Origin of the sequence: Flavobacterium psychrolimnae, from assembly GCF_003312425.1 — a bacterium.
GTDB classification, from domain to species: domain Bacteria; phylum Bacteroidota; class Bacteroidia; order Flavobacteriales; family Flavobacteriaceae; genus Flavobacterium; species Flavobacterium psychrolimnae.
Genome location: NZ_QNUX01000014.1, coordinates 60523 through 84378, shown reverse-complemented (window position 1 = coordinate 84378; position 23856 = coordinate 60523). Strand labels below are relative to the sequence as shown.

Sequence of the window (23856 nt, the reverse complement as noted above, 5' to 3'; positions counted from 1 at the left end):
AATAATTTCAATGAAATTCACAAATACATTACGGCTTGAATTTGAACATGTTTTTCCAGAGGAGAGTCAGAATGAAGTTATTGAATATCTGAAATTAATTTCTAAAGAAACTCTTTTAAATATTATAGGTTTTGCAAATACATACCCACAACCTAATTTTGATAATTTTGCGTCTAATTTAGATATTAGAACAGACATTATTAATCGTGTAATTTATTATTGTCGTAAAAATAACATTAAAGGTAAGCCACAATTAGTATCAAGAGAATCGAGTTTAAAATTAGCTGAGATAATATTTTCAAATAAAGAAGTATTAATCGTTGGCAATAATAATCCAAATAAAATTGATTCAGACGAAATTAATTTGTTTAAATCATTTTTAGTAATCAATAAAGAAGTAAACGGTAAACAAAAATTAACTTCATCAGAAAACAAAGAAAGTCGAGAATCACTTGCTCAGATGATGATTGCTATGACATTTTCTGCCTCTGATTTAGGTATTTTTGAAGATAGCACATTTGAATTTGGAAAATTAGTCTATTGTGCTATAGATAGATTTGAAATATTAATAGAGTTTTTTAATTCGGATCCTGAATATCAATATTTAACCGACAGTATTTGTTCGTACTTTAAAGTAGAATCTATTGATGAGTTAAGAAAACACGTTAAATATTTGTTTTCTCAGTTACTGATATTAAAAACTAAAAACAGCTATAAATTTTATGTAAAAAATGATGATGATGAATCTAAGTTATTTTTAAATACTTTAATCTCGAATAAAATTGATATTGATGATGATTTTACAATTTTAAAGAATTACCCACTTTATAAAATAGATAGTGAAATATATTCTATAATTGATCACTTTTTTGTTGTAGATAAATTTTATAAAAGTGTTCGGTTCATTTTGAAGGAATCATTTAATAAAAAAAATAATTTATCAGATAAGGATAGAACATTCTTTAGTTTCTTCAATACTAAATTTTCAGAAGATTTTTTGATGAAAAAGGTTTTAGATAAAATATTTAATAGACCTCATTATGTTAAAAAATATCAGAATATAAATAAACCTCATGAACCTGATTATTATATTAGAGATGGTAAAGCGGTTTTTATTTTTGAAAACAAAGATGTTTTAATAAGAAAAGATATAAAAAGTTCGGGGGATATTGATGAAATATTAAATGTTTTTAAAGATAAATTCTTAGAGACTAAAGGAAAACCTATTGGTATTGGACAGTTAGTAAATTCGGTTTTTCAAATAGTTGAAAATAATTTTGACTATGATAATTATGTAAATACTAGAAAGAATTTCACTATATATCCTATTTTATTAGTTAATGATAGAATATTGGAAATCCCAGGAATTAATTATATTTTAAATAAATGGTTTTTGAAATCTATTAAAGAGAAACTAAAAGAAAAGTATAATTCAAAGTTCATCAAAGATTTAACAATAATTGATATAGACACATTGATTTTTGGTACAAACTATTTTAGAAAAAAAAATAATAATTTCAGACATTTTATAGAAAATCATTTAAAAGAAATAATCACAGTAAGAAGGCCTGGGGGTGAAACTTTGGAAGAAGTAGAAGAATCTAATAATAAAAATTTAATGAAACAGTTTTCTCCAATTAGTTTCAGACTTTCTAAAGATAAATTTGATACTAATTTGTTTATTGAAAAATTCAAGGAAATAATTACGGATTATCCAAAGTAGTGTTGTAGTAACTGTGTTAGTTAAAAACATTTTAACTTTAAATAGTTCTACCCTAAAACATATACGCTAAAAAATGCGGTGAATAGATAATCTTTTCACCGCATTTTTTTGTTGAGATTATTGAAACATTTGTATCTTAGTTTTAAGTTGATTCCAATGTTTTTCTTTCATATCCTTTGACAGAAAAGAAATTTCAAGCAATTTCTTCCATTTTGGAGTTTTTTTTCATTTGCTGCATAATAGTAGCGATTGCCTTTTCATTTAGTTACAGTCTTTCTTTGGCATAATAATCTACAAAAGCAGCTGCTTTTAAATTACTTTTTTTCCCTTTCAATGTCAGTGCTATTTCCTCTTCTGCATTTTTAATTGCTATAGTAGAATTTAAGAAACTATAAGTACAAATCTTCAGTTGATGCGGTGAATAATTAACTTATTCACCGCATTTTTGCGGTTTATTAAAATTGTTTACACCGCAAAATTACTTTCATGCCGTAATTAAACACTATATTTACCGCAAAAATGCGGTACTATGTATATTTATGAAAAGAAAGAGTGGCCAAATTTCACTTGGGATGCAGCTATAATTACGCCATTACTCGGGAAAGTAAGGCATCAGCAGGGAATAATACTAGGTGTTATGCAAGGGCTAGGTTTTCGGTTACAAGAAGAAACTGTACTTCAAACACTGACTCTTGATGTAATTAAATCAAGCGAAATTGAAGGCGAACAACTCAATCATGATCAAGTACGATCTTCGATAGCAAAACGACTCGGCATTGAGATCGCTGCTGCCGTGCCAGCTGATCGCAATGTAGAGGGTGTTGTCGAAATGTTGCTAGATGCCACACAACGCTATGAAGAACCACTAGACGAGGAGCGTTTATTTGGGTGGCATGCAGCGCTTTTTCCAACAGGTAGAAGCGGAATGTATAAAATCAAAACTGCAGACTGGCGCGATGGAGTGATGCAAGTAACATCGGGTGCAATGGGGAGAGAAATAGTTCATTTTGAAGCACCTGTAGCAGATAAAGTACCCCATGAAATGGATGTCTTTTTTAATTGGTTTAATACTGAGCAATCACTTGATCCTGTATTGAAAGCGGCTTTTGCACATTTATGGTTTGTTACCATACATCCTTTTGACGACGGAAACGGTCGTATTGCTAGAGCAATTACGGATATGCAGTTAGCACGAGCCGATCAAAGTAAAAAGCGATTTTACTCTATGTCAGCACAAATTCAAATTGAGCGTAAAACATATTACAGCATATTAGAAAAAACGCAAAAAGGGGATCTCGATATAACAGATTGGTTGGACTGGTTTTTGAATTGTTTGTTGCGTTCTATGAAGCAAACAGACCAGACTATTGCCATGACTTTAAAGCGTGCTCAATTTTGGGAAATTAATCACAATATTGATTTTAATAATCGCCAACAGAAAGTTACTCAAATGTTGCTAGATACTTTTTTTGGAAAACTGACCGTTTCTAAATACGCAAAGATAACTGGCGTTTCTACTGATACTGCGCTAAGGGATTTACAAGATTTAATATCTAAAGGTATTTTAGCACAAGAAGGTGCAGGAAGAGGTACTAGTTATAAATTAATTGATATAGCGTAAATCTATGTTATTAAGGCGATTATCTAATAATAAACTTGATACTTTTTGAGTGCAATTTTTGAAAGAAAGAAATTATTAATTGATGTTGATGTCAAGTTATTTGCTCAAAAAACTTGACATTTTAAATTGAATTATTTCATGGATTTATTTGCCCAAGTAACTTATGTCTTCGGTTTTTAATTTTTTGTGGTCATTTTTTCATCTAGTAAAAGAGGAAATAGATAAGAATTCATGGATTTTTGGCTGTAAACTTCTAATATCTTGAGCGATTGATCCCGCAGCTTAAAATCCAAATGTACCCCACTGCTGCACGAATCCTTTCGTGTAGTTCGTGAATAAAGAACAAAGATTTGAGGATAAAAAATATAATGCATTGAAATTATAAATTTAAAAAGACATTCGCGCGGAATTGAATTCCGTGTCCATTACATGTTGTAAAAACTAACTTCTCATAAATCCCACGTTAATAACTATTTCTTCACATTTCCTAACAACCAATTTCAACCTTCTCAAATTTTGTAAAATGAAACTACGAAGCCTGCATAAAACTCCAACACTGTAATTTTACTTCCATGACTATTCTTCAGCTTTAAATTGCTCTCTCTTAAGCTTCCTGACTTCGGTAGTCCTTTCTAACAATAACCTAAATTTAAAGCTTAATTTTCAAATCATTAATATCTCTTTTTAACTCTAAAAACATGTCTTTTACACTTGCTGTTTCCGTTACTTGCTGTTTTTCGTCGGTGAGTCCAATGTTACATACGTATTCCCAAATTTCGAGAACGTCAGAAACCTTAACTTCATAAACTGGGTAAAAACTGTTGTCTGATTCCACAAACAGTACATTTTTTTTGTTTTTATTCAAGCGCTTATAGACCATACCTTCACTTTTGGTTATCAGTATGTAAGTCTTGCCATCCTTGACATCTCCCAACTTTTCAATGTACTTCCCTACGATAATACTGCCATCCTCATGCGGTGGCATAGAATCTCCTTCCACCGGAAATCCCCTGTGCTTGCCCGAGCCCAAAAACGGTAATGAAATTTGCTGCAGACTTTCTATATATTCCGGATCGGAATACCCATTCAAATACCCGGCTTTTACTTTCTGTGTAACAACTTCTATAAAATTTTCTCCCTTATTATCTACAGTAATTGGTAACACCAATCTGTTATTTTCCAATTGTAACAAATCATCTACCGGTATTTTTCGAACATCCACAGATAGCAACAAGTCTATACTGATATGGTAATAATACGCAATTTTCTTTAATATTTCATACGGGGCTTCCGAGGTTCCGTCTTCGTATTTGACGTACCTACCTCTCGTTATCCCTAAGGATTCCGCCAGCTTTTCTTGCGAAATTTTATGTTGCACCCTAAGGTTCCTGATGTTGTCGGAAAATAAAGACATAGGTATTTTGTTATAATTTGTAACAACAAATATAATAAAATTTGTTAGTATCTGTACTAATTTTGTAACGTATAAAAAAGAAAAGAAGATGGAAAGAGCAATTGTACACATGGATTTAGATACTTTTTTTGTGTCCTGTGAAAGACTGGGGAATTCAAAACTGGAGGGAATTCCTTTGATTATTGGTGGCGGAGATCGTGGTGTCGTGGCTTCTTGTTCTTATGAAGCCCGAACTTTCGGAGTGCGTTCCGCCATGCCTATAAAAATGGCACTCCGCCTCTGCCCGCAAGCTAAAGTGATGAAAGGCGATATGGAATTGTATTCCAAATTATCGCATGATGTAACCGAAGTGATCCAAGATAAAGCACCAATTGTTGAAAAAGCCAGCATCGATGAATTTTACCTCGATATTACCGGAATGGATAAATTTTATGGGGGGTACAAATGGACCAACGAACTAGCACATTCCGTTACTAAAGAAACTGGTCTACCAATAAGCTTTGCTTTATCGGTTAACAAAACGGTTTCCAAAATTGGTACCGGCGAAGCCAAGCCGAAAGGAAACTTAGAAATACCCGAAAATATGGTGCGGTCTTTCTTAAATCCGCTTTCGATTCAAAAAATTCCTATGGTGGGCGATGTGACGTTTCAACTGTTATCCCGAATTGGAATCCGTACTATTCAGACCCTTTCAGAAATGCCTGCCGAAGTATTACAGCGAATGATAGGCAAGAATGGTATCGACATTTGGAAGAAAGCCAATGGCATCGACAACAATCCGGTGGAACCCTATACGGAACGAAAATCCATTTCAACCGAACATACGTTTACTCAGGATACTATTGACATTCCAAAATTAAAATCAATACTGGTCGGAATGGTGGAAAAATTGGCTTTTCAGTTGCGTTCCGAAGAATGGCTGACTTCCACGGTGGTGATCAAAATTAGATATTCCAATTTTGACACCGAAACCAAACAATGCAAAGTAGCCTATACCTCAGCCGATCATACGCTGACCAAAACAGTTACCGATTTATTTGATAAAGTATACCAACGTCGCATGCGGCTCCGTTTAATCGGAATTCGTTTCAGTGGGTTGGTTCGTGGAACCTATCAGATCAACTTGTTTGAAGATACCGAAGAAATGTTGTCTTTGTATCAAGCCATGGACAAAATGAAAACACGCTATGGATTTGATGCGGTGATGCGATGTGCCGGGGCCACCTTTAAACCCAACAACAAATCGGAAATTTTAAAACGTAAATCATAATCCATGTACCTTAACTGCCATTCTTTTCATTCCCTGCGCTACGGCACCATTCCGCTGTTGGATATAATACAGCAAGCTGTTGTTTGTGGGGTAAAAGCAATGGCATTAACGGACATCAACACGGTTACTGGCATCTATGATTTTACAAAAGCCTGTCACGAGGTTGGGATAAAATCAATCGTCGGAATAGAATTTCGCTGCAACCATCAATTGCGGTATATCGGTTTGGCTAAAAATGCAGATGGGCTCGCCGAAATGAACCGTTTTCTGACCCAACATAATTTTGAAGGCACTTCTTTGCCTTTGACTGCTCCTTCATTTAATAACGTCTGTATTATTTATCCTTTCGAAAATAGGCCAACAGAATTAAAAGAACATGAATTTATAGGGATTACTCCCGATCAGCTTCCCAAATTATTTCTACCGGAATGGAATTCTTGGCTTAGCAAAATGGTGATTTTACAATCTGTTACCTTTCGAACTAAAAGAGAATTCAACCTGCATAAAATTCTTCGAGCTATTGATACCAATGTGATTTTGTCCAAATTGACTGTGTACGATTATTGCAAGAACTCAGAAGTAATGATTCCTTTGGAGGAACTGCTTTCTAAATTTGAGGAGTATCCACAGATCATCGAAAACACGCAGAAACTGATGGATCAGTGTCATTTTGAATTTGACTTCAAAACGCCCAAAAACAAAAAATACTATTCTGGAAGTAGGGAAAGCGACATGCAGCTTTTGACGAACTTGGCTCACGAAGGGCTATTCAAAAAGTACGGTTCCGATAATTCGCAAGCTTTAGCAAGAGTAGAAAAAGAATTAAAGGTGATTGACCAATTGGAATTCAGCGGCTATTTCCTCATCACTTGGGACATCATCCAATACAGCATGAGTCAGGGCTTTTTGCACATTGGTCGGGGTAGCGGTGCCAACAGTATCGTGAGTTATTGTCTGGGTATCACGGACATCTGCCCTATTGAACTCGATTTGTATTTTGAAAGGTTCCTGAATGTGAACCGCAAGAGTCCGCCCGATTTTGACATTGACTGGTCCTGGAAAGAACGCGATACCATTCTCCGATACATTTTTGATACTTACGGTGCCGATCATGTCGCTTTTTGTGGTACCAATGTGGAATTTAAATACCGCTCCATTTTCAGGGAAGTCGGTAAGGTTTTTGGACTGCCAAAAGAGGAATTAGATGCATTGGCCAAAAATCCAATGGCATTACATGATAGCAATCAAATCGTGAAGCTAGTCCAGGAATATGGCATGTTGCTCGAGAAATACCCCAACCAACGCAGCATGCATTCCTGTGGTATCTTGATTTCCGAAGAACCCATTACCAATTACACGCCTTTGGAAATGCCTCCGAAAGGATTTCCAATAGTGTTGTTCGACATGCACATTGCAGAGGACATTGGTTTTGAAAAGTTTGATATCCTGAGCCAGCGCGGGATTGGCCATATCGATGACAGTGTGAAGTTGATTGAAAAAAATCAGGGGATTAAAGTCGATATCCGAGATACTGCTATATCAAAAAATGAGACGAAGGCGAATCATTTTCTAAGCCACGGAAAAACCATTGGATGTTTCTACATCGAAAGTCCGGCCATGCGCGGTTTGTTGCGCCGACTCAAATGCGATAATTACAAAATCCTTGTTGCGGCTTCCTCGATAATACGTCCGGGTGTCGCCCAATCCGGTATGATGAAAGAATACATTTTCCGACACAACCATCCGGATCGTTTTGAATATTTTCATGACGTTTTTAAGGAACAACTCGGAGAAACGTATGGTGTGATGGTCTATCAGGAAGACGTAATCAAGATTGCTTTGCATTATGCAGGACTTCCCGCAGCCGATGGCGACATTCTGCGTCGGGCCATGAGTGGTAAAGGACGCTCCAAAGCCGCATTGCAAAAAGTGAAAGACAATTACTTTGCCTGCTGTGCCCAAAAAGGACATCCGGTAAAATTGAGTGAAGAAATATACCGACAAATTGAATCTTTTGCTGGCTATTCCTTCTGTAAGGCGCACTCCGCTTCTTACGCTGTGGAGAGTTACCAAAGCTTATATTTAAAGGTCTACTACCCTATTGAATTTATGGTAGCGGTAATCAATAACCAAGGTGGATTTTACCGTACCGAAGTATATGTTCATGAAGCTAAAATGTCGGGTGCTACCATTCAGAATCCCTGTGTCAACAAGAGCGACTTTGAAACTACGGTATATGGTACCGATGTCTATTTGGGTTTCATGCATCTGGAAGGTTTGGAAAGTAGACTAGCGCATTTTATAGTTAAACAACGTCAGGAACGGGGCAAATTCATCTCTTTGGAAGATTTTATCAATCGCATTCCAATAGGTATTGAAGGGATACAAATTTTGATTTTTATTGGAGCGTTCCGTTTTACCGGTAAAACAAAAAATCAATTGCTGGTCATTGCCAGACTTATTCTGGTCAACTTCAAACCCGAAAACAGAAACCTAATGCTGCTGCAGGAGCCAATAAAAGACTATGAACTTCCAGTACTCGAACGCTCTCCTTTTGAAGATGCTTTTGATGAAATCGAACTGCTGAGTTTTCCGGTTTCCTGTACTCCTTTTTATTTATTGCAGACTAAATATCGTGGCGACGTAATGGCGAAAGATTTATTAAAACACCATAAAAAAACGGTGAAGATGCTCGCCTATCTCATTTCCAGAAAACATGTACCCACCAAAATGGGTGCCATGTATTTTGGAACTTGGGTAGACATAGAGGGCGAATATTTCGACACGGCGCATTTTACTAAAAGTTTGGAAAAATATCCGTTCCAAGGCGGTGGCTGTTATCTGCTCTTAGGAACTGTAGAAGTGGATTACCACTTTCCTACTATTACTATTTCCAAAATGGCAAAAATGCCGTTCATCCCAGATCCAAGATATTCAAACACTTCTGATAGGCAATATAAAGTGCACGAACAGATTCGGGAAGATGTCAGCATGACCCAACGGGCACCGTATCCTCAGGAACATGAAATTAATTTGCCGAGGCATAAAATGGAGGTGGGTCCAAAAAAAGTGTCAGTTTGACTATTTGACGGTTGGAGACTAGAGCACTTTGAACTTTTACACAAGATTATCAATATCATTCACGTTAAATATTAGATGAAAAAACAGGAATACGCAATAGTTGACATAGAAACCACAGGCGGCAATGCCAGTGGCAGCCGCATTACAGAAATTGCCATTATTATCCATAACGGAACTAGCATTATCGACCGTTGGGAAACGCTCGTCAACCCAGAAAAGGAAATACCGCTTGCCATTTTTTCGCTAACCGGAATTAATAATGAAATGGTACGGGACGCACCCATTTTTGATGCCGTTTCTGAAAAAGTTTTAGAAATGCTTACCGGACGCATTTTTGTTGCCCATAATGTGAACTTTGATTATTCCTTTGTTCGGCACCAACTCGAAGCAAGCGGATTCAAATGGACTGCGCCAAAATTGTGTACCGTTCGCGCCGCTAGAAAGATTAAGTCGGGACTGGCTTCGTACAGTTTGGGTAGACTTTGTAATTCGCTAGATATTCCTTTGACAAACCAACACCGGGCTGGCGGTGATGCAGATGCCACAGCCATCCTATTTTCTCGTTTGCTGGAATGGGACGTTGAAGGAGTAATCGAAAAAATGATAAAAAAAACTTCTCAAGACCAGCGCTTACCTCCCAACCTACCGCCTGCTGATTTTGAGCAGTTACCTGAAAAAGCAGGTGTATATTATTTTTACGATCAGACAAGAAAAGTCATTTACGTAGGAAAGGCAATCAACTTAAAGAAACGGGTCGCTTCTCATTTCAGTGGTCATAATATCACGCCTCAAAGGCAAAACTTTCTGCGGGACATATATGGTATTTCCTTTGAAGTTTGTGCTACCGAATTAATGGCGCTACTACTGGAGTGTACCGAAATCAAAAAGCTTTGGCCAATCTATAACAGAGCACTCAAACGTTTTGACCCAAACTATGGACTGTATGAGTATGAAGCCCGCAATGGGTATCGATATTTGTCCATTGGAAAGCTAGGCAAATTTCAGACGTGCATTGAATCTTTCAATAGTTTATACAAAGGCATCAATGTATTGCGCAGCTTATCCGAACAATTTGGCATTGATAATCGATTCTGCAATTACGGCATGGACGACCATGGAGAATTTATCCCAAAACCGGACCGGAACGATTTACCTGAAGTAGAACTACACAACGAACAAGTCGAAAATGCTATTGATTTTTTAGTAAAAAACAGACCTAGCTTTGCCATTATAGACAAAGGAAGATCTCCCGAAGAACGCAGTTGCATTTGGATTGATAACGGTCACTTTTATGGCATGGGATATATTGCTTCGGATATTGGTTTTACGGATCCCTCTGAAATTAAAGATCACGTCACACACTACAAAAGCAACCAATACAGTGTGGATTTAATTCTTGCTTATGCTGAGAAATATCCCGGTAAAGTTCTTTTTAAACAGCACCAGGAGGAATCATAGTTTATCTCAACTGCATCTAAATATTTACGAGAAGTGGTGGTAGCGGAAAGAAATTTATTGACATTCCAGAAACGAAACTTGCACTGTTTTTTACTCAACATATTGTATCTTTAATTGTAATTTTTAAAGAAGTATATTTTATGGAAACAATCGAATTAACTAGAAAAGAATTATACGATATAGTACGGTCAACATCACTTACAAAGTTGACATAGACCCCTATATACTCGAATGAAGGAATAAAGAAATGTGCAGGCAATTTCAAATCTGTTTGCGTGAAATTACATTTTGAGTTAATTCCAATTAGCAAAACAAGAATTAACCTCATTTCATCGATTGCTTATAGAAAATGAAACTCCTTTCAATAAAACAGTGCCCCTCCTGAACATAATTCCAATCATAATATAATACAGACTAAATAGGAAAAATTACCCTTTACTTCACAATAAAAAGGAATGATATTATATCCATACAATTATGCTAGTGTAATAAAGTTCTATATATTTGAGATATACAAAAGTGAATCAACCCATAGTCAAGCTAACAATTTTGGCTGTTTAGAAAAAGGTTTGTTTCACCTTTAAACTAATTTACAGCAAGCGTAGAACAACATCTAAAGAAAAAGATCAAATGACAAAACTTTTAATTATACTTTCAGTTTTTGCTTTTTCTACAATTAGTAGCCATGCACAATCTAAGACCAAAATAGAGAAAGTTTTCCTTGATAAAACAGACACAACAAAAAATTGTTATACAATAATTTATCCTTCAATACTTCCTTGGAAAGGATATTTGTTTTTAATTCCAGGTTTCGGAGAAACGGCAGAAATAGTTTTACAACAAACCGACTTACCAAATAAAGTAGCTGAAAATGGAATATTGACTATTATTCCAACTTTCCAAGATGGAGTTTTATCATTTGGTGTCGACAGTTTAAGCCAACAAACTTTTAAAAGAATTTTAAAAGATATAACTTCTAAACACAAATTAACTGACCTAAAATTTTTTGTGGGCGGGTTTTCAATTGGTGGCAGCTGTGCTATAAAATATGTTGAAAATCCAACAATAAAACCAACAGCGGTTTTTGCTATTGATCCACCACTTGACTTTGAAAGATTTTATAATTCCGCAAAAAGAGATATTAGACTTTCAAAAGACAACGAAGCCAATCCAGAGAACATTTATATGATAGAAAGACTTGAAAAAGAAACTGGGGGAAATCCGACCACAAATCTTGCCGCATATTACAAGCTTTCCCCTTACTCATTTTCAGACACTACTCAAAACGCTATTAAAAAGTTGACAAATATGCCTTTGAGAATTTACACAGAACCTGATTTTGATTGGTGGTTAAAAGAACGAAATGCTGATTTTACAAATATGAACGCATCGGAATGTTCTGCAATGATTTATGAACTAAACAGACTTGGAAATGAAAAAGCTAAATTGATAACTACACAAAATAAAGGTTTTAGAAAACCTGACAATAATAGACATCCGCATTCTTGGAGTATTGTGGACAATGATGAATTAATAGTATGGCTACTAAATCAGAAATAAATTCAGATGCTACCAGCGGTTTTCCGAAACTGCTATTTTTTCGCTTGAAATACGCTCTTTTTCAAGACTTCGCTCATTCCAGCTGAGAGTACTCAGTTCCAATTTTCGCAATTGTACCACAGACACATAGCATTGGCTCCGAATCAAAACCTGTATCCATTGTAATCAATTATATAATGACGATTTTTAGTCCATTTCTAACTTCTCTAATCTATTTTTTACCTTACAGACCTAACTAATATTCAACAACCAAGAAAAGAAAGATAAAACTGCTTTATCTTTGAGGTAAAGTATAAAAATAATCCCTCTTATACGTAAATCTAAAAATAGTATGCCTGAAAAAATCAATGATAAGACTATTTTTTCGCTTCTGGAGGTGACAAACAGTATCAAAAAAACGCTGGAAGAAAGGTATAAAAGTGCGTTTTGGATTAAAGCTGAAATGAACAAACTCAACCATTACAGTCAATCCGGTCATTGCTTCCCCGAAATAATAGAAAAAAAAGATGGAAAAATAATTGCGGAAATAAAAGCAACGTTATGGCGTGATGATTACCAAAACATAAATCGCAATTTTCTACGAATACTAAAAGAACCACTCAAAGATGGAATCAAAATTCTATTCCTAGCTAAAATATCTTTTGATCCAGCTTTTGGACTTTCACTTCAAATAATTGATATTGATCCCCAATACACGTTAGGAGATTTGGAAAATGAAAAGCGCGAAACAATCAAAAAACTGCAGCTGGAAGGTATTTATGATAAAAACAAAAAATTAGAACTCTCTTTTCTACCCCAACGAATTGCGATAATTTCAGTAGAAACCAGCAAAGGTTTTGGTGATTTTATAGATGTAATTGATAAAAATTCCTGGAATTATAAATTCTTTTATCTTTTATTTCCATCCATTCTGCAAGGAGACAAAGCAGTACCCGGCATCATTACACAATTAGAAAGAATTAGAAAAGTAATCCATCATTTTGATGCAGTCGCCATTATCAGGGGTGGTGGCGGTGATGTGGGACTATCTTGTTATAACAATTATGAATTGGCCAAAGCAATCACCCTATTCCCTATTCCTATTATCACAGGCATCGGCCATGTCACAAATGAAACGGTATGCGAAATGATTGCACATACCAATGCCATAACACCAACAAAACTAGCGGAATTCCTATTACAAAAATTCCATAATTTTTCGGTCCCTATTCAAAAAGCCAAAGAAAAAATAGCAGACAAATCCAGACGATTACTTAGCGAGGAAAATACAAAACTAGAATCCGAACTTAAATTATTTCGCTCTATAACGGTTTCTATTCTCAACAATAATGAAAATCGAATTAAAAATGCCAGTTATGCCATTCAGCAGCAATCACAATTTATAGTAAAAAACAACTACGGAAAGTTAAATGTACTACAAGCCAAAACACGCATTGCAACTAAATTCAATCTGAATCAATTAAAAGTAGCGGTAATTCAATTGCAGGAAAAATTAGAATTGCACCCCATACTGTATCTTAAAAATTCCGAACTTGCATTGGAAAATATTGAAAAAAATATTCAAATTATGGATCCTATAAATGTTTTAAAAAGAGGTTTTAGCATCACATATTTAAATGGAAAAGCTGTCAAAGATGTTTCCCAATTGGAAGAAGGCGCAGCAATAAATACAATGCTATTTAGCGGTACAATAGACAGTACAATCACAAAAATCAAAGAATAAAATGGAAGAACAATTGAACTATACAAATGCTTTTGAGGAGCTACAACAAATTGTGACAGAAATAGAGCATGGAGAAATCTCTGTTGATGAACTATCTGCAAAAGTAAAAAGAGCAACAGCATTAATTAAATTTTGCAAATTAAAATTAACCACAACTGAAGAGGATGTGAATGCAATTTTAAAAGAACTCGAAAATTAATTATCATAGAAAATAGTATGTGTTTTCACACCAAACAAACCAAACTAGCGTTAGAAGTACAAAGCAGGTTCAATGCAACTATTGACAATCCAATGGAATTCAAGCCAAGTGCTACTATCAATGGTTTTGCATATCCTAAAACTCCTGTAATTATTGATGAAAAACCAAACGTCATCACCCATTACAATTGGGGTTTAATTCCACCATGGACTATGGACGAGGAAATTAAAAAATACACGCTAAACGCAAAAATAGAAACAGTTCACCAAAAACCGTCCTTCAAAAATTCAGTGGATAAAAGATGCTTGGTGATTGCTAATGGCTATTACGAATGGCAATGGTTGGATCCAAAGGGGAAAGAAAAACAAAAGTACGAATTGTGTTTACCTAACGAAGAATTGTTTGCTTTTGCGGGTTTATATTCCCATTGGATAGATAAAGAAACCGGAGAAGTCAAAAACACCTGCACGATACTCACCACCGAAGCTAATCCTCTTTTGGCGGAAATACACAATCATAAAAGAAGAATGCCGGTAGTTTTAAAACGGGAAGAGGAATCTAAATGGTTGAATCATGAGCCAATACAACACTTTGCATTTCCCTACTCTGCCGATTTGATTGCTGTTAAACTATAAATGATAATATTCAAAAACGACTGTAGTTTCTACTTTGGTTTCACCACGCTCTTCAATAACAGAATTCCCAGAAGGATTATGTTTCTCCACAACATTCAAAAATGCTTTTCGCACTAAATGCGGTTCCGCATCCACATCAATACCCAAAAAAGTTTGGGGAACATCAAAACGGAATAAAACACCATCAAAAAGCAGTTCATCAATACCGTCAGCACCATTGTCTGGAACTAAACCAAAATAGTTAATCGCTTCGCTATCATTCTGCAACAATTCAATAATTTTAAATTGAAAGATAGAAAATAATTGTTCCTCCGGAACTTCACATGGCAAACTAGTAACCGGTGCATCAATAATTAACGAAAGCATTACGGCATCATGTATCATCCTGATATTTTTTTATAAAATTACAAAAAACTTTTTTATCAAAAATAGTAGTTAAAAAAAAACTTTATCATTTTCAATTCCACAATACAGCCATGCTTAGGCGATTTCAATCATCCTGTCTTTGGTCGTTCCCTTTTTCGAGTGGGGTAGCACCAATCAATTCACCCTAAACATGTTTCAGGGTCTAAATAGTGTTTTCTTTTTCGTGACCGTCTTTTCCACAAACACTTCACAGCACTAAAAAAACAGCACTCCCTCTAAAAGAAAAGGCGGGACAGCTATTTTTTTTTCACTATTAATTTCCGCATCTTGATGTATTGGCTTTTTCCTTTTGACAGGTTATTACATCCATAATTCCGGTTCATTGCATTACACTCCGCAGGCTCCGTTCCACTGCATTCCAGCAGCATCATGTCTGATGCTATTTATTTGGTTTATGCGTGGTGAATTACCGCGAATATCAATAGTTTAAATTCCTATCTCACAAAGCAAAGAGGCTTGCTAAAATTTTGTAAACTGCTGTTAAATGGAGATTATACATATGGATGACTACAGTGGCAAGTGTCAGTTGTATCGGTTCGCTGTTTCAATTGAATTTTTTTACATGATTTTATCCAATAGTAAAGAAACTTTCAGCAACCCAACTGGAAAAGAAAATTAGATCTAGAATAGATAAGACTTTAAACAAAATAGTATACCGTCTCTTCTTACTGCAGGTACTATTAAATTTTAAATCAATGCGGTTTGCTGCTGGTTGCTGTTTTCATTTCAAACGGACTAAAAGGCAGCTAAGATAGTGTCTCATGGATGCTGCGAGCGCATAATGGCTGTGCTGCACTGGCCACCCTTCGGGACTTATAGCTCTCCACATCCATAAGCCCCTTTTTTCTTGCTTTCTTTTTTTCCGTTTTTTCTTTGGAAAACATTTTTTGGAATGGGAAGGATACAGAGGAAAGAAATCAAAAATTAATAGTACTAATCTAAATCACAACATCATGGCACACAATCTTAATTTCAACGAGCAGACAGCAAAACACAGCTTTTTCAGTGTTAAAGAAAAAGCATGGCACAATTTAGGACAAATTATTCAAGACTATCCCACAAGTGCTGAGGCAATACTACACGCAGGCTTGGACTACGAAGTGGAAAAAAGGAAACTTTTCACTCCCATACAAGATGGTACAATTGAAATACCGAATTATTTCAGTACCGTACGCACTGATCATGATGCCGTTTTAGGCGTAGTCGGTAAAGATTATCAAATTGTACAAAACAGGGATGCCTTTTCATTCTTTGATGCTATTGTAGGTGGTGACGGTATGCTATACGAAACCGCAGGGGCTTTAGGAAAAGGGGAACGCATTTTTATAACTGCTAAACTTCCTAACTATATCCGAGTAGGTAAAGATGACCTTATCGAAAAGTATCTTTTTCTAACGACCTCACACGATGGAAGTGGAAGCATTACAGCCGCTTTTACCCCTATACGCATTGTATGCTCCAACACCCTGAACGCTGCCCTGCGCAACCAAAGCAATACCGTTCGCATTCGCCATACTGCCAATGCCAAACAACGCTTGGAGCAGGCGCACAAAGTAATGGGAATTACCGATGTTTTATCAATACAAATGGAAGCCATTTTCAACAATTGGTCTAAAGTACGCATCGCAGACAATGAGGTAAAAAAACTCATCCAGTCCGCCCTTGCACCAAGTAAAGAGGTTCTGAAAAACCTGCAAGATGGCAGAGCGGACGAACTTTCATCCTATTTTGTCAATATGGTAGACTGTGCATTTGAGTACGCCATGAGCCACCCGACTCAATTACTAGACACCACCAGAGGCACCGTATTTGGGGCCTATAATGCCATTACTGGCTATTTCCAAAATGTCCGATCCTACAAGGATGAGGAAGCCAAACTGGCTTCTCTCTTAATGGGAGGTACAGGGCAACTTCGAGCACAATCAGCATTTAATCTTTGCACCGATTTTGCAACGAATGGTGCCGATGCACTACTTCTTAATTAAACGATGAGGACAGGCAATTTATACTGCCTGTCCTCATTTTTATCAAACTGCTTTTAATTATTATGTCATATCGTATTCTAATTTCTAACGCTGCATTGTTAAAAACAACCGACCACGACAATATCATCCTAGAAGAAACCGCTGGATAGCTCCCCTTCTGCACCACCCTGCACAAATGGCTCCGCGGTAAGGAATGCTTTTATGGTTCTACCTGGGAAAAATTTCAAAAGACTTCAATCGAGGTGCTACCCTATAACACCATTGGATGAACAGGTAATATACAGCAGCGCGATACTAGCCAATATAGAAGCATCACTATTAACGGATGTATTGCTTAAAATAGCAGACGCCGATATAGCCCCGCCGCCCCGAAATCGCACCGTACTGCGTCGGACTCTTTTCGGGGCGCTTTGGATTGAATCAATTTCTATTATAGCGTAGATTATTGTATTATAAGCTGCAGACTGCTTCAATATATACACTTCTAATTATCCGATTTTTTTCATCGACTATTTACTTTTTATAATTACAATATTTAATGGAACGTCTGAAGCTTTAAAGTGAAGACCAGCAAAAAGTTGCTATGGGGTTTTTACTATATTGATGCTTATTAGAACTACATAAGAATTTTAAAGAAATGACACTATTAAATTGCTTCGAAAAATCCAAAAACTTATTTTAAAAATTTATATTGGGTATTAAAATAAGTATTGCCCCCCTTACTATGATGCAAAATCAATATAGAATCCCTACTACAATAGATTAATTGTGAGTATAAAAGAAAGATAAATCAGCGATGTTAAAAAGCATTTTTTCGAGAAAACAACAGGAAAAAAAAGATGAAATTTATACCTAAATTCTACAAGAATCCAAATGCTGTTTTATAAAAAAACACCGCAAAAAAGAACTAAATTTGAAAAACTTTAGTAAAAAATACTGTTATGAAATTTTTTTTGATACTCTTAATTTCAATTTTCTTTTTTTCTTGTCATCTTAAAGAAAAGGAGAATGCTCCCGCTACTGCCCCATATCCAACTGCAACAGAGATAAAGAAAGAAGAGAACATACAGATAGGCGACAACATTCAAATGAATTTTAAGAATGAAGAAGGTTTCTATACTGGTGAAGGTTCCTTAGATTCGATTCATTCAAGAGTATACATCACATTTAAAAGTGAAGATTTAGGCACGTTGCACGCTATGATTGTTCCAACAACAGGTAAAGGAAACATCCGTTTCAACCAAATTATTTTTCCAGATAAATCTTCAGATGGCCCCTTTGGAATGGATTTAAAAATCCCACTCAAGCAAAAAGGAGATTATATTTTAGTGATTGGACACTCTCTAATGGCGGATAATCCGTATTTCGGGAAATTCAAGGTACAGCTTGAGAATAAAAAAGAATAATTTTTGACGCTAACTAATAGTCAAAACCATAAATTACAGGCTAATTAGTTATTAATTTGTTGAGTAAACTGATCAAATCAAAGCTCCGTAAAATCAAAAGTGCTATCCTACTAGGTTAAATACTGCTATTCACTAATAGTAATTTATAATTATTATGTGAATGAAAAACCATTGTATAAATATGAATATTTAATCGATAAAATACCTGTTAAACACTTTTAAAATCATAATAAAAAAATGTATTTCAATGAATGGATACTCGATATAATACCGAGTATCTATTTATAATTTTACAAATTTTCTTATTATGGATTTCAGCAGATTATTATCTTCGTTTAAAAGATTAGTAATAAAACTCATAATTATTACATATCAACATTATAGTGTCTCAATAATGATCTAATTTTAACACCAGATTCTTTCAAATCATTCTTTTTCCATTTCCCTTCCGATTTAGCAGATTTTTTTAGAATAGAGCACGTTTCATCTTTGTCCGATACTGACCAAGTAATCCAACTCAATTTTCTACTTTCCATCCAATCGATGTATTGCTGCCAAGATTCATAGTCGAGTGGACCGTCCCCCGTAGCCTCCATTCCAGCAGATTCTGAGACAAAAACAGGTAGTCCACTTTTTATTGCGTCATCCGTTCTGTCACGCAACCATTTTCCGTGGGTTCCTGCGTAGAAATGCATGGTATACATTAAATTATCGAATCCTTTTATAGGATTTGCAGCTGGTAAATGAATATCCTGATCCCATTTGGGACAACCTACAAGAATAATATTATCTGAATCATTCTCGCGAATAACTTTTATAACCTCTTCCGAATAGGCCTTTATTTCTTCCCAAGATTCATAATCAGGCTCATTAAAAATTTCATAAATTACATTGGGGTACCTACCATATGTTTTCGACATTTCTGCAAAAAATTCTTTAGCTTCTTCTAAATTTATGTTGTGGCTGTGCCAATCTATTATTACATAAATATCCGCTTGAATTGCGCCTTCAACAACAGCTTTAACTTTTGCTTTCGAAAATTCACGTTCTTTCAAATATGGTTTGTCCCCTACTTCAATTCCCATTGCAGCGCGAACTACATTACATTTAAAATCTTTTTTGAGCCATTTAACCGCTTTTTCATTATAAAATCTTGGCCAGAAACTATGCCAGCCAAAACTCAATCCACGAAGCACAACATCTTCTCCGTTAGTATCTACAAGCTGCGTTCCTTCAAGTTTCAATTGCCCATGATTTTTCACAAATTGAGCGTTAGAAAAGCAGCAGCAGAGCAAAAAGAGCAATCCCGTAATTTTAGATTTTACTTCCATTTTTAAATTTTATTTAATTTCAAAGTAATTACATCATGCGAGGATAAATCAGAAATAAATATTTTTTTTGTATTTCCAACCTCTTTGTTTTTCCAAAGGTCAATAATTTTATAATTTGTCGTACTAAAATTAGTTTCTAGATTGAAATCGACATCTCGTATCACCTCTTTTATCCAATCGAAATATATCTTCTTTGTAACATCACTTCGATTCAAAAAAGTTATTACCCAATTTCCATCAGATAAGGGTTTAACCCAAATTTCCAGTCCATCCTTAGCAGAATATTTAAACCCTTGAATCCCCAATTTATCTTGATTTACAGCAATTAGCTCCTTGTTTGATAAAATTGCCAATGTTTCTTTAGACATTTTTCTGAAATCATTTCCAGCTATTAACGGTGAAGACATCATAGACCACATTGTGAAATGTGCTTTATCTTCGTTATTTGTCATGCCATTACCCACCTCCAACATATCGAAATCATTCCAATGATCCGGTCCGGAGAACTTACGAATGTTTTTACGCATTTCGATAATTTTCATAAATCCCCAGGACGACCAATTTCCTTGTTCGTGTTTAAATTCACAATCAAAACACGGATAAATATCTCCGGAGATTCTCCAAAGGTTACCAACAGGTTTTCCCCAATCCCAAGGCTGATTGTCACCCCATTCACATAAACTGAAAACGATTGGTTTACCTGCTGTTTGCAATGCGTTACTCATTGTGGTGTAGGCTTCTTTTGCATTGATTCCTTCAGTATTGCACCAATCATATTTTAAAAAATCAATATTTAAGTCTGCATAAAACCGGGCATCTTGATATTCATACCCACGAGTTCCAGGATATCCGGCACAAGTGTGCGTGCCTGCACAATTATACAAACCAAATTTCAGTCCTTTGGCATGAATATATTCGACTAATGATTTCATTCCGCTAGGAAATTTTATTGGATCTGGGACTAAATTACCTTTAGCATCGCGCTCTTTCGCCATCCAGCCATCATCAAGTACAATATAAGTGTAACCTGCAGCCGCCATGCCAGAAGCTACCATTATATCAGCAGTTTCTTTTACCAAATTTTCATCGATATTTGTTTCAAAAGTGTTCCATGAATTCCATCCCATAGGCGGAGTTAAGGCTAAATCATTGTATTTGGTACTTTTTTGTGCTATTACATTTCCTTGGCTATGGGCGGACAAAGAAAAAGCAATCATAAAAAAAGAACAGATTATTTTTTTCATCTTAATATTTTTATATTTAAAAACTATTTCTAAAAAGAATTCCCTAATTGTTGAATTAGGGAATTTCTTAAACAAACTCAAACAAAACCAAATATTTACTTTAGAACAAAACCTACATCATCAATAAAAATTTTATCCCCATTATCATTTCCAAATTCTTGAAAAACAATTTCATTAATTTCTGCAGGTGCACCACCTAGATCGCTAAATGGTATCACTACGCTAGTCCATTTATTATCAAATGAAACCTCTTTTCCAGCACCAAAATTTCCATTTAATACCACTTTAAATTTACCCGTTGCCTTCGTGCTTTTAAATGAAACTCTAAGCGCTTTGTAAGAAGCTGTTGAAACTGGAGCGGCGAACATTGGGAATTTGAAACCCGTATATCCGGTAAATGTGGTTTCTATCGAATTTTGACCTTGTACTTTTTCTGTAGTATTGACTTTATAACCACTTCCATCCCACGGTCCTAAATAATTTTCAACAAAAGAAGCCGGAGCATCATCATAAATTGCTGTCCCTATAGCTTGAGTAGAGGTTGCGAAACCAGATATATTTGTAACCGTAACGTACTTATATTGTGTGAGACCAGCGGGAACTGTTACCTTAATTTCTGTCAATGATGATGAAATTACAGTAGCGTTAATATCACCAATTTTAACGGAAGGGTTTAAGAAATATTTACCACTAATTGTTATAATATCGCCTGCAACTGCATTAATAGGATTGTAACTTCCAAAAGTAGGAGCTGGTGGAGCAATTATAAATGGATAAATTACAGTACCAAATTTTGTAACTATTTTTAATTCATTCGATGCATTTGCGTACGGAGTACTTTCATCAATCGTAACAAATATGGCTTTATCGGTAACTAAAGTTGGATTAAAATACGTATCCACATCATTAAAATAAATTTTTTCAAGGGTGGCAAAACCAGAACCTTGAATTACATATACATTTTTAGGTGATCCAAACGTAGTTGGAACCAGTTCTCCTTCTCCAGCTTTACTCACACTGTCAATTGTCAATGTTCCTGAAGAACCCTCATTGTCATCTGATGAACAGGAAAACAACATACTTGCCACTAAAAACAAGGTAAGAAAGGGGTATATATATTTTGCTTTAAGATTTTTCATAATAGTATATTTTTTTAGTTATTTAAAAACATAAGGAACTGCAGGTTCTCTTAATTTTGGATTTTGCAACAGCTCATTTGCAGGATAAGGATATATAAGTGTCGTAATGGGTAACGAAGAAATTTTAGTTGGTGCAATTTTTGTACCTCTGTCTTGAGCTTCCAATTTAGCCTTTGCAACAGCAAAATCAAGCCTGCCCAAATCAAACCAATAGTCATTTTCCGCAGCCAATTCAGCTCTTCTTTCTTTGAAAATGTCTTCAAAAGTTATCACAGTTTTAGGCGCTAAGCCAGCTCTAACCCTAACTTTATTGTAGGAGGCCAATGCCGCACCGTTTGAAGTACTACCAGATTGAGAACCTAAAATTGCCTCGGCATGGATCAATAATAATTCAGCATATCGCATCACATATGTATTTTGCTTAGTAAATCCATTTGCAAGAGCATTATACACTCCTGTAATGTCAGCATTACTTCTACCACATACATATTTTTTCATTGCAGCACCAGAACCTTGTGCGAAATTAGTTTGCCCATCTTGATCTAAATCTGGCATCGTATATCCCAATGTTATTGCCCCAGTTCCGTCATAATTTGCTGATGCTGATAATTTAGGGTAATTATCTCCAGGTTTCATAAATGTTTCTTTTCTACGCAAATCTCCTGGCTCAAAAGCATTATTAATCAAGTCTTGAGAGGGACCTACAACTCCAGCATAACTAGCTTCTGTTAGATTTCTATTACTTGCAAATTGTGTATTCAATGAATTCCCATAAAAGTAAATACCAGGCATCCATTGAAAAGCAATGATTGATTCTTCATTGTTGTTATATTTCGGAAGAAATAAATCTCCGTAATTAGTTGCTGGCACATCTGTACCAAATAGTTTAAATTCTCCGCTGTTGATTACTTCTTCTGCTAGAGCTCTAGCCTCGGCATATTTCTTTTGATATAAATAGACCTTTGCCAGAAGTGCTTTTGCTGAGCCTGAAGAAACTCTCGCATTATCCTGATAACTACCTCCTCTGACTTTAACTTTCAAATTATCTTTAGCAAATATCAAATCGTTTTCGATAAACTTATAAACATCCGAAACAAGATTAGTATTAATTTGAGGATTAGCAGCAAAATCTGCTGCATTCTCAACAATTGGTACAGGTCCAAAAAATCGTACCAAATTGAAATAAGCTAAAGCTCTCATCAAATGCGCTTCACCTAGAGAATTATTGATGGCTGTTTCGCTTACATTTGGATTATTAATATTAGGTAAAGCCAAAATTAAGGTGTTTGCATTTGCAACCACTCCAAAACAGGAAGACCAAGCTCCAAGTAAATTCTCATCACTTGTTTGAAACAACAATGTATTAAACTGATTAAATTCAGAAGATGTGTTCACTAAATTTCCAGATGCCATGTCAGTTAAAGCAAAATACGGCTTTACCGTTAATTCAAACCAAGCTTTTCCATAAAGTATATTAGTACTTGAAGCTACTTTCTCATCAGAATCATAATATGTCGCAGCGTCATAAGAATCCTTAGGAACTACATCTATAAACTCGTCTGAGCAAGATGATATGACCAAAATCGAACATAAAACAACTAATGTTTTATAATTTATTAAATATTTTTTCATTTTTTTAAG

Annotated in this window: 17 protein-coding genes; 11 read left to right on the top strand and 6 right to left on the bottom strand. The window is 35.4% G+C overall.

Annotated elements, in window-relative coordinates; translation table 11 throughout:
* Positions 1-10: 10 nt before the first annotated feature.
* Entirely contained in the window at positions 11-1723 is a 1713-nt protein-coding gene (locus DR980_RS13895; protein WP_113637198.1) for a hypothetical protein, read from the top strand.
* Between the two features lie 529 nt (positions 1724-2252).
* A complete protein-coding gene (locus DR980_RS13885) occupies positions 2253-3344 on the top strand; it encodes a Fic family protein (protein ID WP_113637195.1) in 1092 nt (363 codons plus the stop codon).
* A 649-nt stretch (positions 3345-3993) separates the two neighbouring features.
* Here the strand turns inward: DR980_RS13885 and DR980_RS13880 are convergent.
* Positions 3994-4758: an XRE family transcriptional regulator gene (locus DR980_RS13880; RefSeq protein WP_113637192.1), complete on the bottom strand. Its 765-nt coding sequence runs from the start codon at positions 4756-4758 to the stop codon at positions 3994-3996.
* 88 nt (positions 4759-4846) lie between these two features.
* Between DR980_RS13880 and dinB the strand changes: the two genes are divergently transcribed.
* From dinB to DR980_RS13845, 7 genes are all read left to right on the top strand, one after another.
* A complete protein-coding gene (gene dinB / locus DR980_RS13875; protein ID WP_113637190.1) occupies positions 4847-6028 on the top strand; it encodes a DNA polymerase IV in 1182 nt (393 codons plus the stop codon).
* A 3-nt stretch (positions 6029-6031) separates the two neighbouring features.
* Positions 6032-9109: a DNA polymerase III subunit alpha gene (locus tag DR980_RS13870; protein WP_113637188.1), complete on the top strand. Its 3078-nt coding sequence runs from the start codon at positions 6032-6034 to the stop codon at positions 9107-9109.
* Positions 9110-9184: 75 nt separating this feature from the next.
* Complete coding sequence (locus tag DR980_RS13865; protein WP_113637185.1) at positions 9185-10567, top strand: exonuclease domain-containing protein; 1383 nt, start codon at positions 9185-9187, stop codon at positions 10565-10567.
* A gap of 630 nt (positions 10568-11197) precedes the next feature.
* Positions 11198-12127 (top strand): alpha/beta hydrolase family protein, encoded by a 930-nt coding sequence (locus tag DR980_RS13860; protein WP_113637183.1) that lies wholly within the window; start codon positions 11198-11200, stop codon positions 12125-12127.
* Positions 12128-12458: 331 nt separating this feature from the next.
* Positions 12459-13850, top strand: a complete 1392-nt coding sequence (gene xseA, locus DR980_RS13855; RefSeq protein WP_113637180.1) for an exodeoxyribonuclease VII large subunit — start codon at positions 12459-12461, stop codon at positions 13848-13850.
* A 1-nt stretch (position 13851) separates the two neighbouring features.
* Positions 13852-14049, top strand: a complete 198-nt coding sequence (gene xseB, locus DR980_RS13850; protein WP_113637178.1) for an exodeoxyribonuclease VII small subunit — start codon at positions 13852-13854, stop codon at positions 14047-14049.
* 17 nt (positions 14050-14066) lie between these two features.
* Positions 14067-14684: an SOS response-associated peptidase gene (locus tag DR980_RS13845; protein WP_113637175.1), complete on the top strand. Its 618-nt coding sequence runs from the start codon at positions 14067-14069 to the stop codon at positions 14682-14684.
* Here the strand turns inward: DR980_RS13845 and DR980_RS13840 are convergent.
* Positions 14679-15068, bottom strand: coding sequence for a hypothetical protein (locus DR980_RS13840; RefSeq protein ID WP_113637173.1), 390 nt, complete (start codon positions 15066-15068; stop codon positions 14679-14681). The two genes, DR980_RS13845 and DR980_RS13840, sit on opposite strands and share 6 nt — an antisense overlap.
* A 995-nt stretch (positions 15069-16063) precedes the next feature.
* Between DR980_RS13840 and DR980_RS13835 the strand changes: the two genes are divergently transcribed.
* On the top strand, positions 16064-17095 hold the full coding sequence (locus DR980_RS13835) for a DUF932 domain-containing protein (RefSeq protein WP_113637260.1): 1032 nt from the start codon (positions 16064-16066) through the stop codon (positions 17093-17095).
* 941 nt (positions 17096-18036) lie between these two features.
* Positions 18037-18501 carry a hypothetical protein gene (locus DR980_RS13830; RefSeq protein WP_113637170.1) on the top strand — a complete coding sequence of 155 codons (465 nt, stop codon included), beginning with the start codon at positions 18037-18039 and terminating at the stop codon, positions 18499-18501.
* Positions 18502-18866: 365 nt separating this feature from the next.
* On the opposite strand, the gene DR980_RS13825 is transcribed toward DR980_RS13830, so the two are convergent.
* The 4 genes from DR980_RS13825 to DR980_RS13810 form a co-directional block, all read right to left on the bottom strand.
* Positions 18867-19832: a glycoside hydrolase family 5 protein gene (locus DR980_RS13825; RefSeq protein ID WP_113637167.1), complete on the bottom strand. Its 966-nt coding sequence runs from the start codon at positions 19830-19832 to the stop codon at positions 18867-18869.
* Positions 19833-19834: 2 nt separating this feature from the next.
* Positions 19835-21076: a glycoside hydrolase family 27 protein gene (locus DR980_RS13820; RefSeq protein WP_113637165.1), complete on the bottom strand. Its 1242-nt coding sequence runs from the start codon at positions 21074-21076 to the stop codon at positions 19835-19837.
* A gap of 95 nt (positions 21077-21171) precedes the next feature.
* Positions 21172-22215, bottom strand: coding sequence for an IPT/TIG domain-containing protein (locus DR980_RS13815; protein WP_113637162.1), 1044 nt, complete (start codon positions 22213-22215; stop codon positions 21172-21174).
* Positions 22216-22233: 18 nt separating this feature from the next.
* Positions 22234-23847, bottom strand: coding sequence for a RagB/SusD family nutrient uptake outer membrane protein (locus DR980_RS13810; protein ID WP_113637159.1), 1614 nt, complete (start codon positions 23845-23847; stop codon positions 22234-22236).
* Positions 23848-23856 lie beyond the last annotated feature (9 nt).

Bases quoted from the DNA above. Each gene is read 5' to 3' on its own strand.
- DR980_RS13840 (WP_113637173.1), bottom strand. From the start codon at position 15,068: ATGATACATGATGCCGTAATGCTTTCGTTAATTATTGATGCACCGGTT.
- DR980_RS13865 (WP_113637185.1), top strand. From the start codon at position 9,185: ATGAAAAAACAGGAATACGCAATAGTTGACATAGAAACCACAGGCGGC.
- DR980_RS13830 (WP_113637170.1), top strand. From the start codon at position 18,037: ATGAAATTTTTTTTGATACTCTTAATTTCAATTTTCTTTTTTTCTTGT.
- DR980_RS13860 (WP_113637183.1), top strand. From the start codon at position 11,198: ATGACAAAACTTTTAATTATACTTTCAGTTTTTGCTTTTTCTACAATT.
- DR980_RS13845 (WP_113637175.1), top strand. From the start codon at position 14,067: ATGTGTTTTCACACCAAACAAACCAAACTAGCGTTAGAAGTACAAAGC.
- xseB (WP_113637178.1), top strand. From the start codon at position 13,852: ATGGAAGAACAATTGAACTATACAAATGCTTTTGAGGAGCTACAACAA.
- DR980_RS13825 (WP_113637167.1), bottom strand. From the start codon at position 19,832: ATGGAAGTAAAATCTAAAATTACGGGATTGCTCTTTTTGCTCTGCTGC.
- DR980_RS13820 (WP_113637165.1), bottom strand. From the start codon at position 21,076: ATGAAAAAAATAATCTGTTCTTTTTTTATGATTGCTTTTTCTTTGTCC.
- DR980_RS13835 (WP_113637260.1), top strand. From the start codon at position 16,064: ATGGCACACAATCTTAATTTCAACGAGCAGACAGCAAAACACAGCTTT.
- DR980_RS13895 (WP_113637198.1), top strand. From the start codon at position 11: ATGAAATTCACAAATACATTACGGCTTGAATTTGAACATGTTTTTCCA.
- DR980_RS13810 (WP_113637159.1), bottom strand. From the start codon at position 23,847: ATGAAAAAATATTTAATAAATTATAAAACATTAGTTGTTTTATGTTCG.
- DR980_RS13880 (WP_113637192.1), bottom strand. From the start codon at position 4,758: ATGTCTTTATTTTCCGACAACATCAGGAACCTTAGGGTGCAACATAAA.
- DR980_RS13870 (WP_113637188.1), top strand. From the start codon at position 6,032: ATGTACCTTAACTGCCATTCTTTTCATTCCCTGCGCTACGGCACCATT.
- dinB (WP_113637190.1), top strand. From the start codon at position 4,847: ATGGAAAGAGCAATTGTACACATGGATTTAGATACTTTTTTTGTGTCC.
- DR980_RS13885 (WP_113637195.1), top strand. From the start codon at position 2,253: ATGTATATTTATGAAAAGAAAGAGTGGCCAAATTTCACTTGGGATGCA.
- xseA (WP_113637180.1), top strand. From the start codon at position 12,459: ATGCCTGAAAAAATCAATGATAAGACTATTTTTTCGCTTCTGGAGGTG.
- DR980_RS13815 (WP_113637162.1), bottom strand. From the start codon at position 22,215: ATGAAAAATCTTAAAGCAAAATATATATACCCCTTTCTTACCTTGTTT.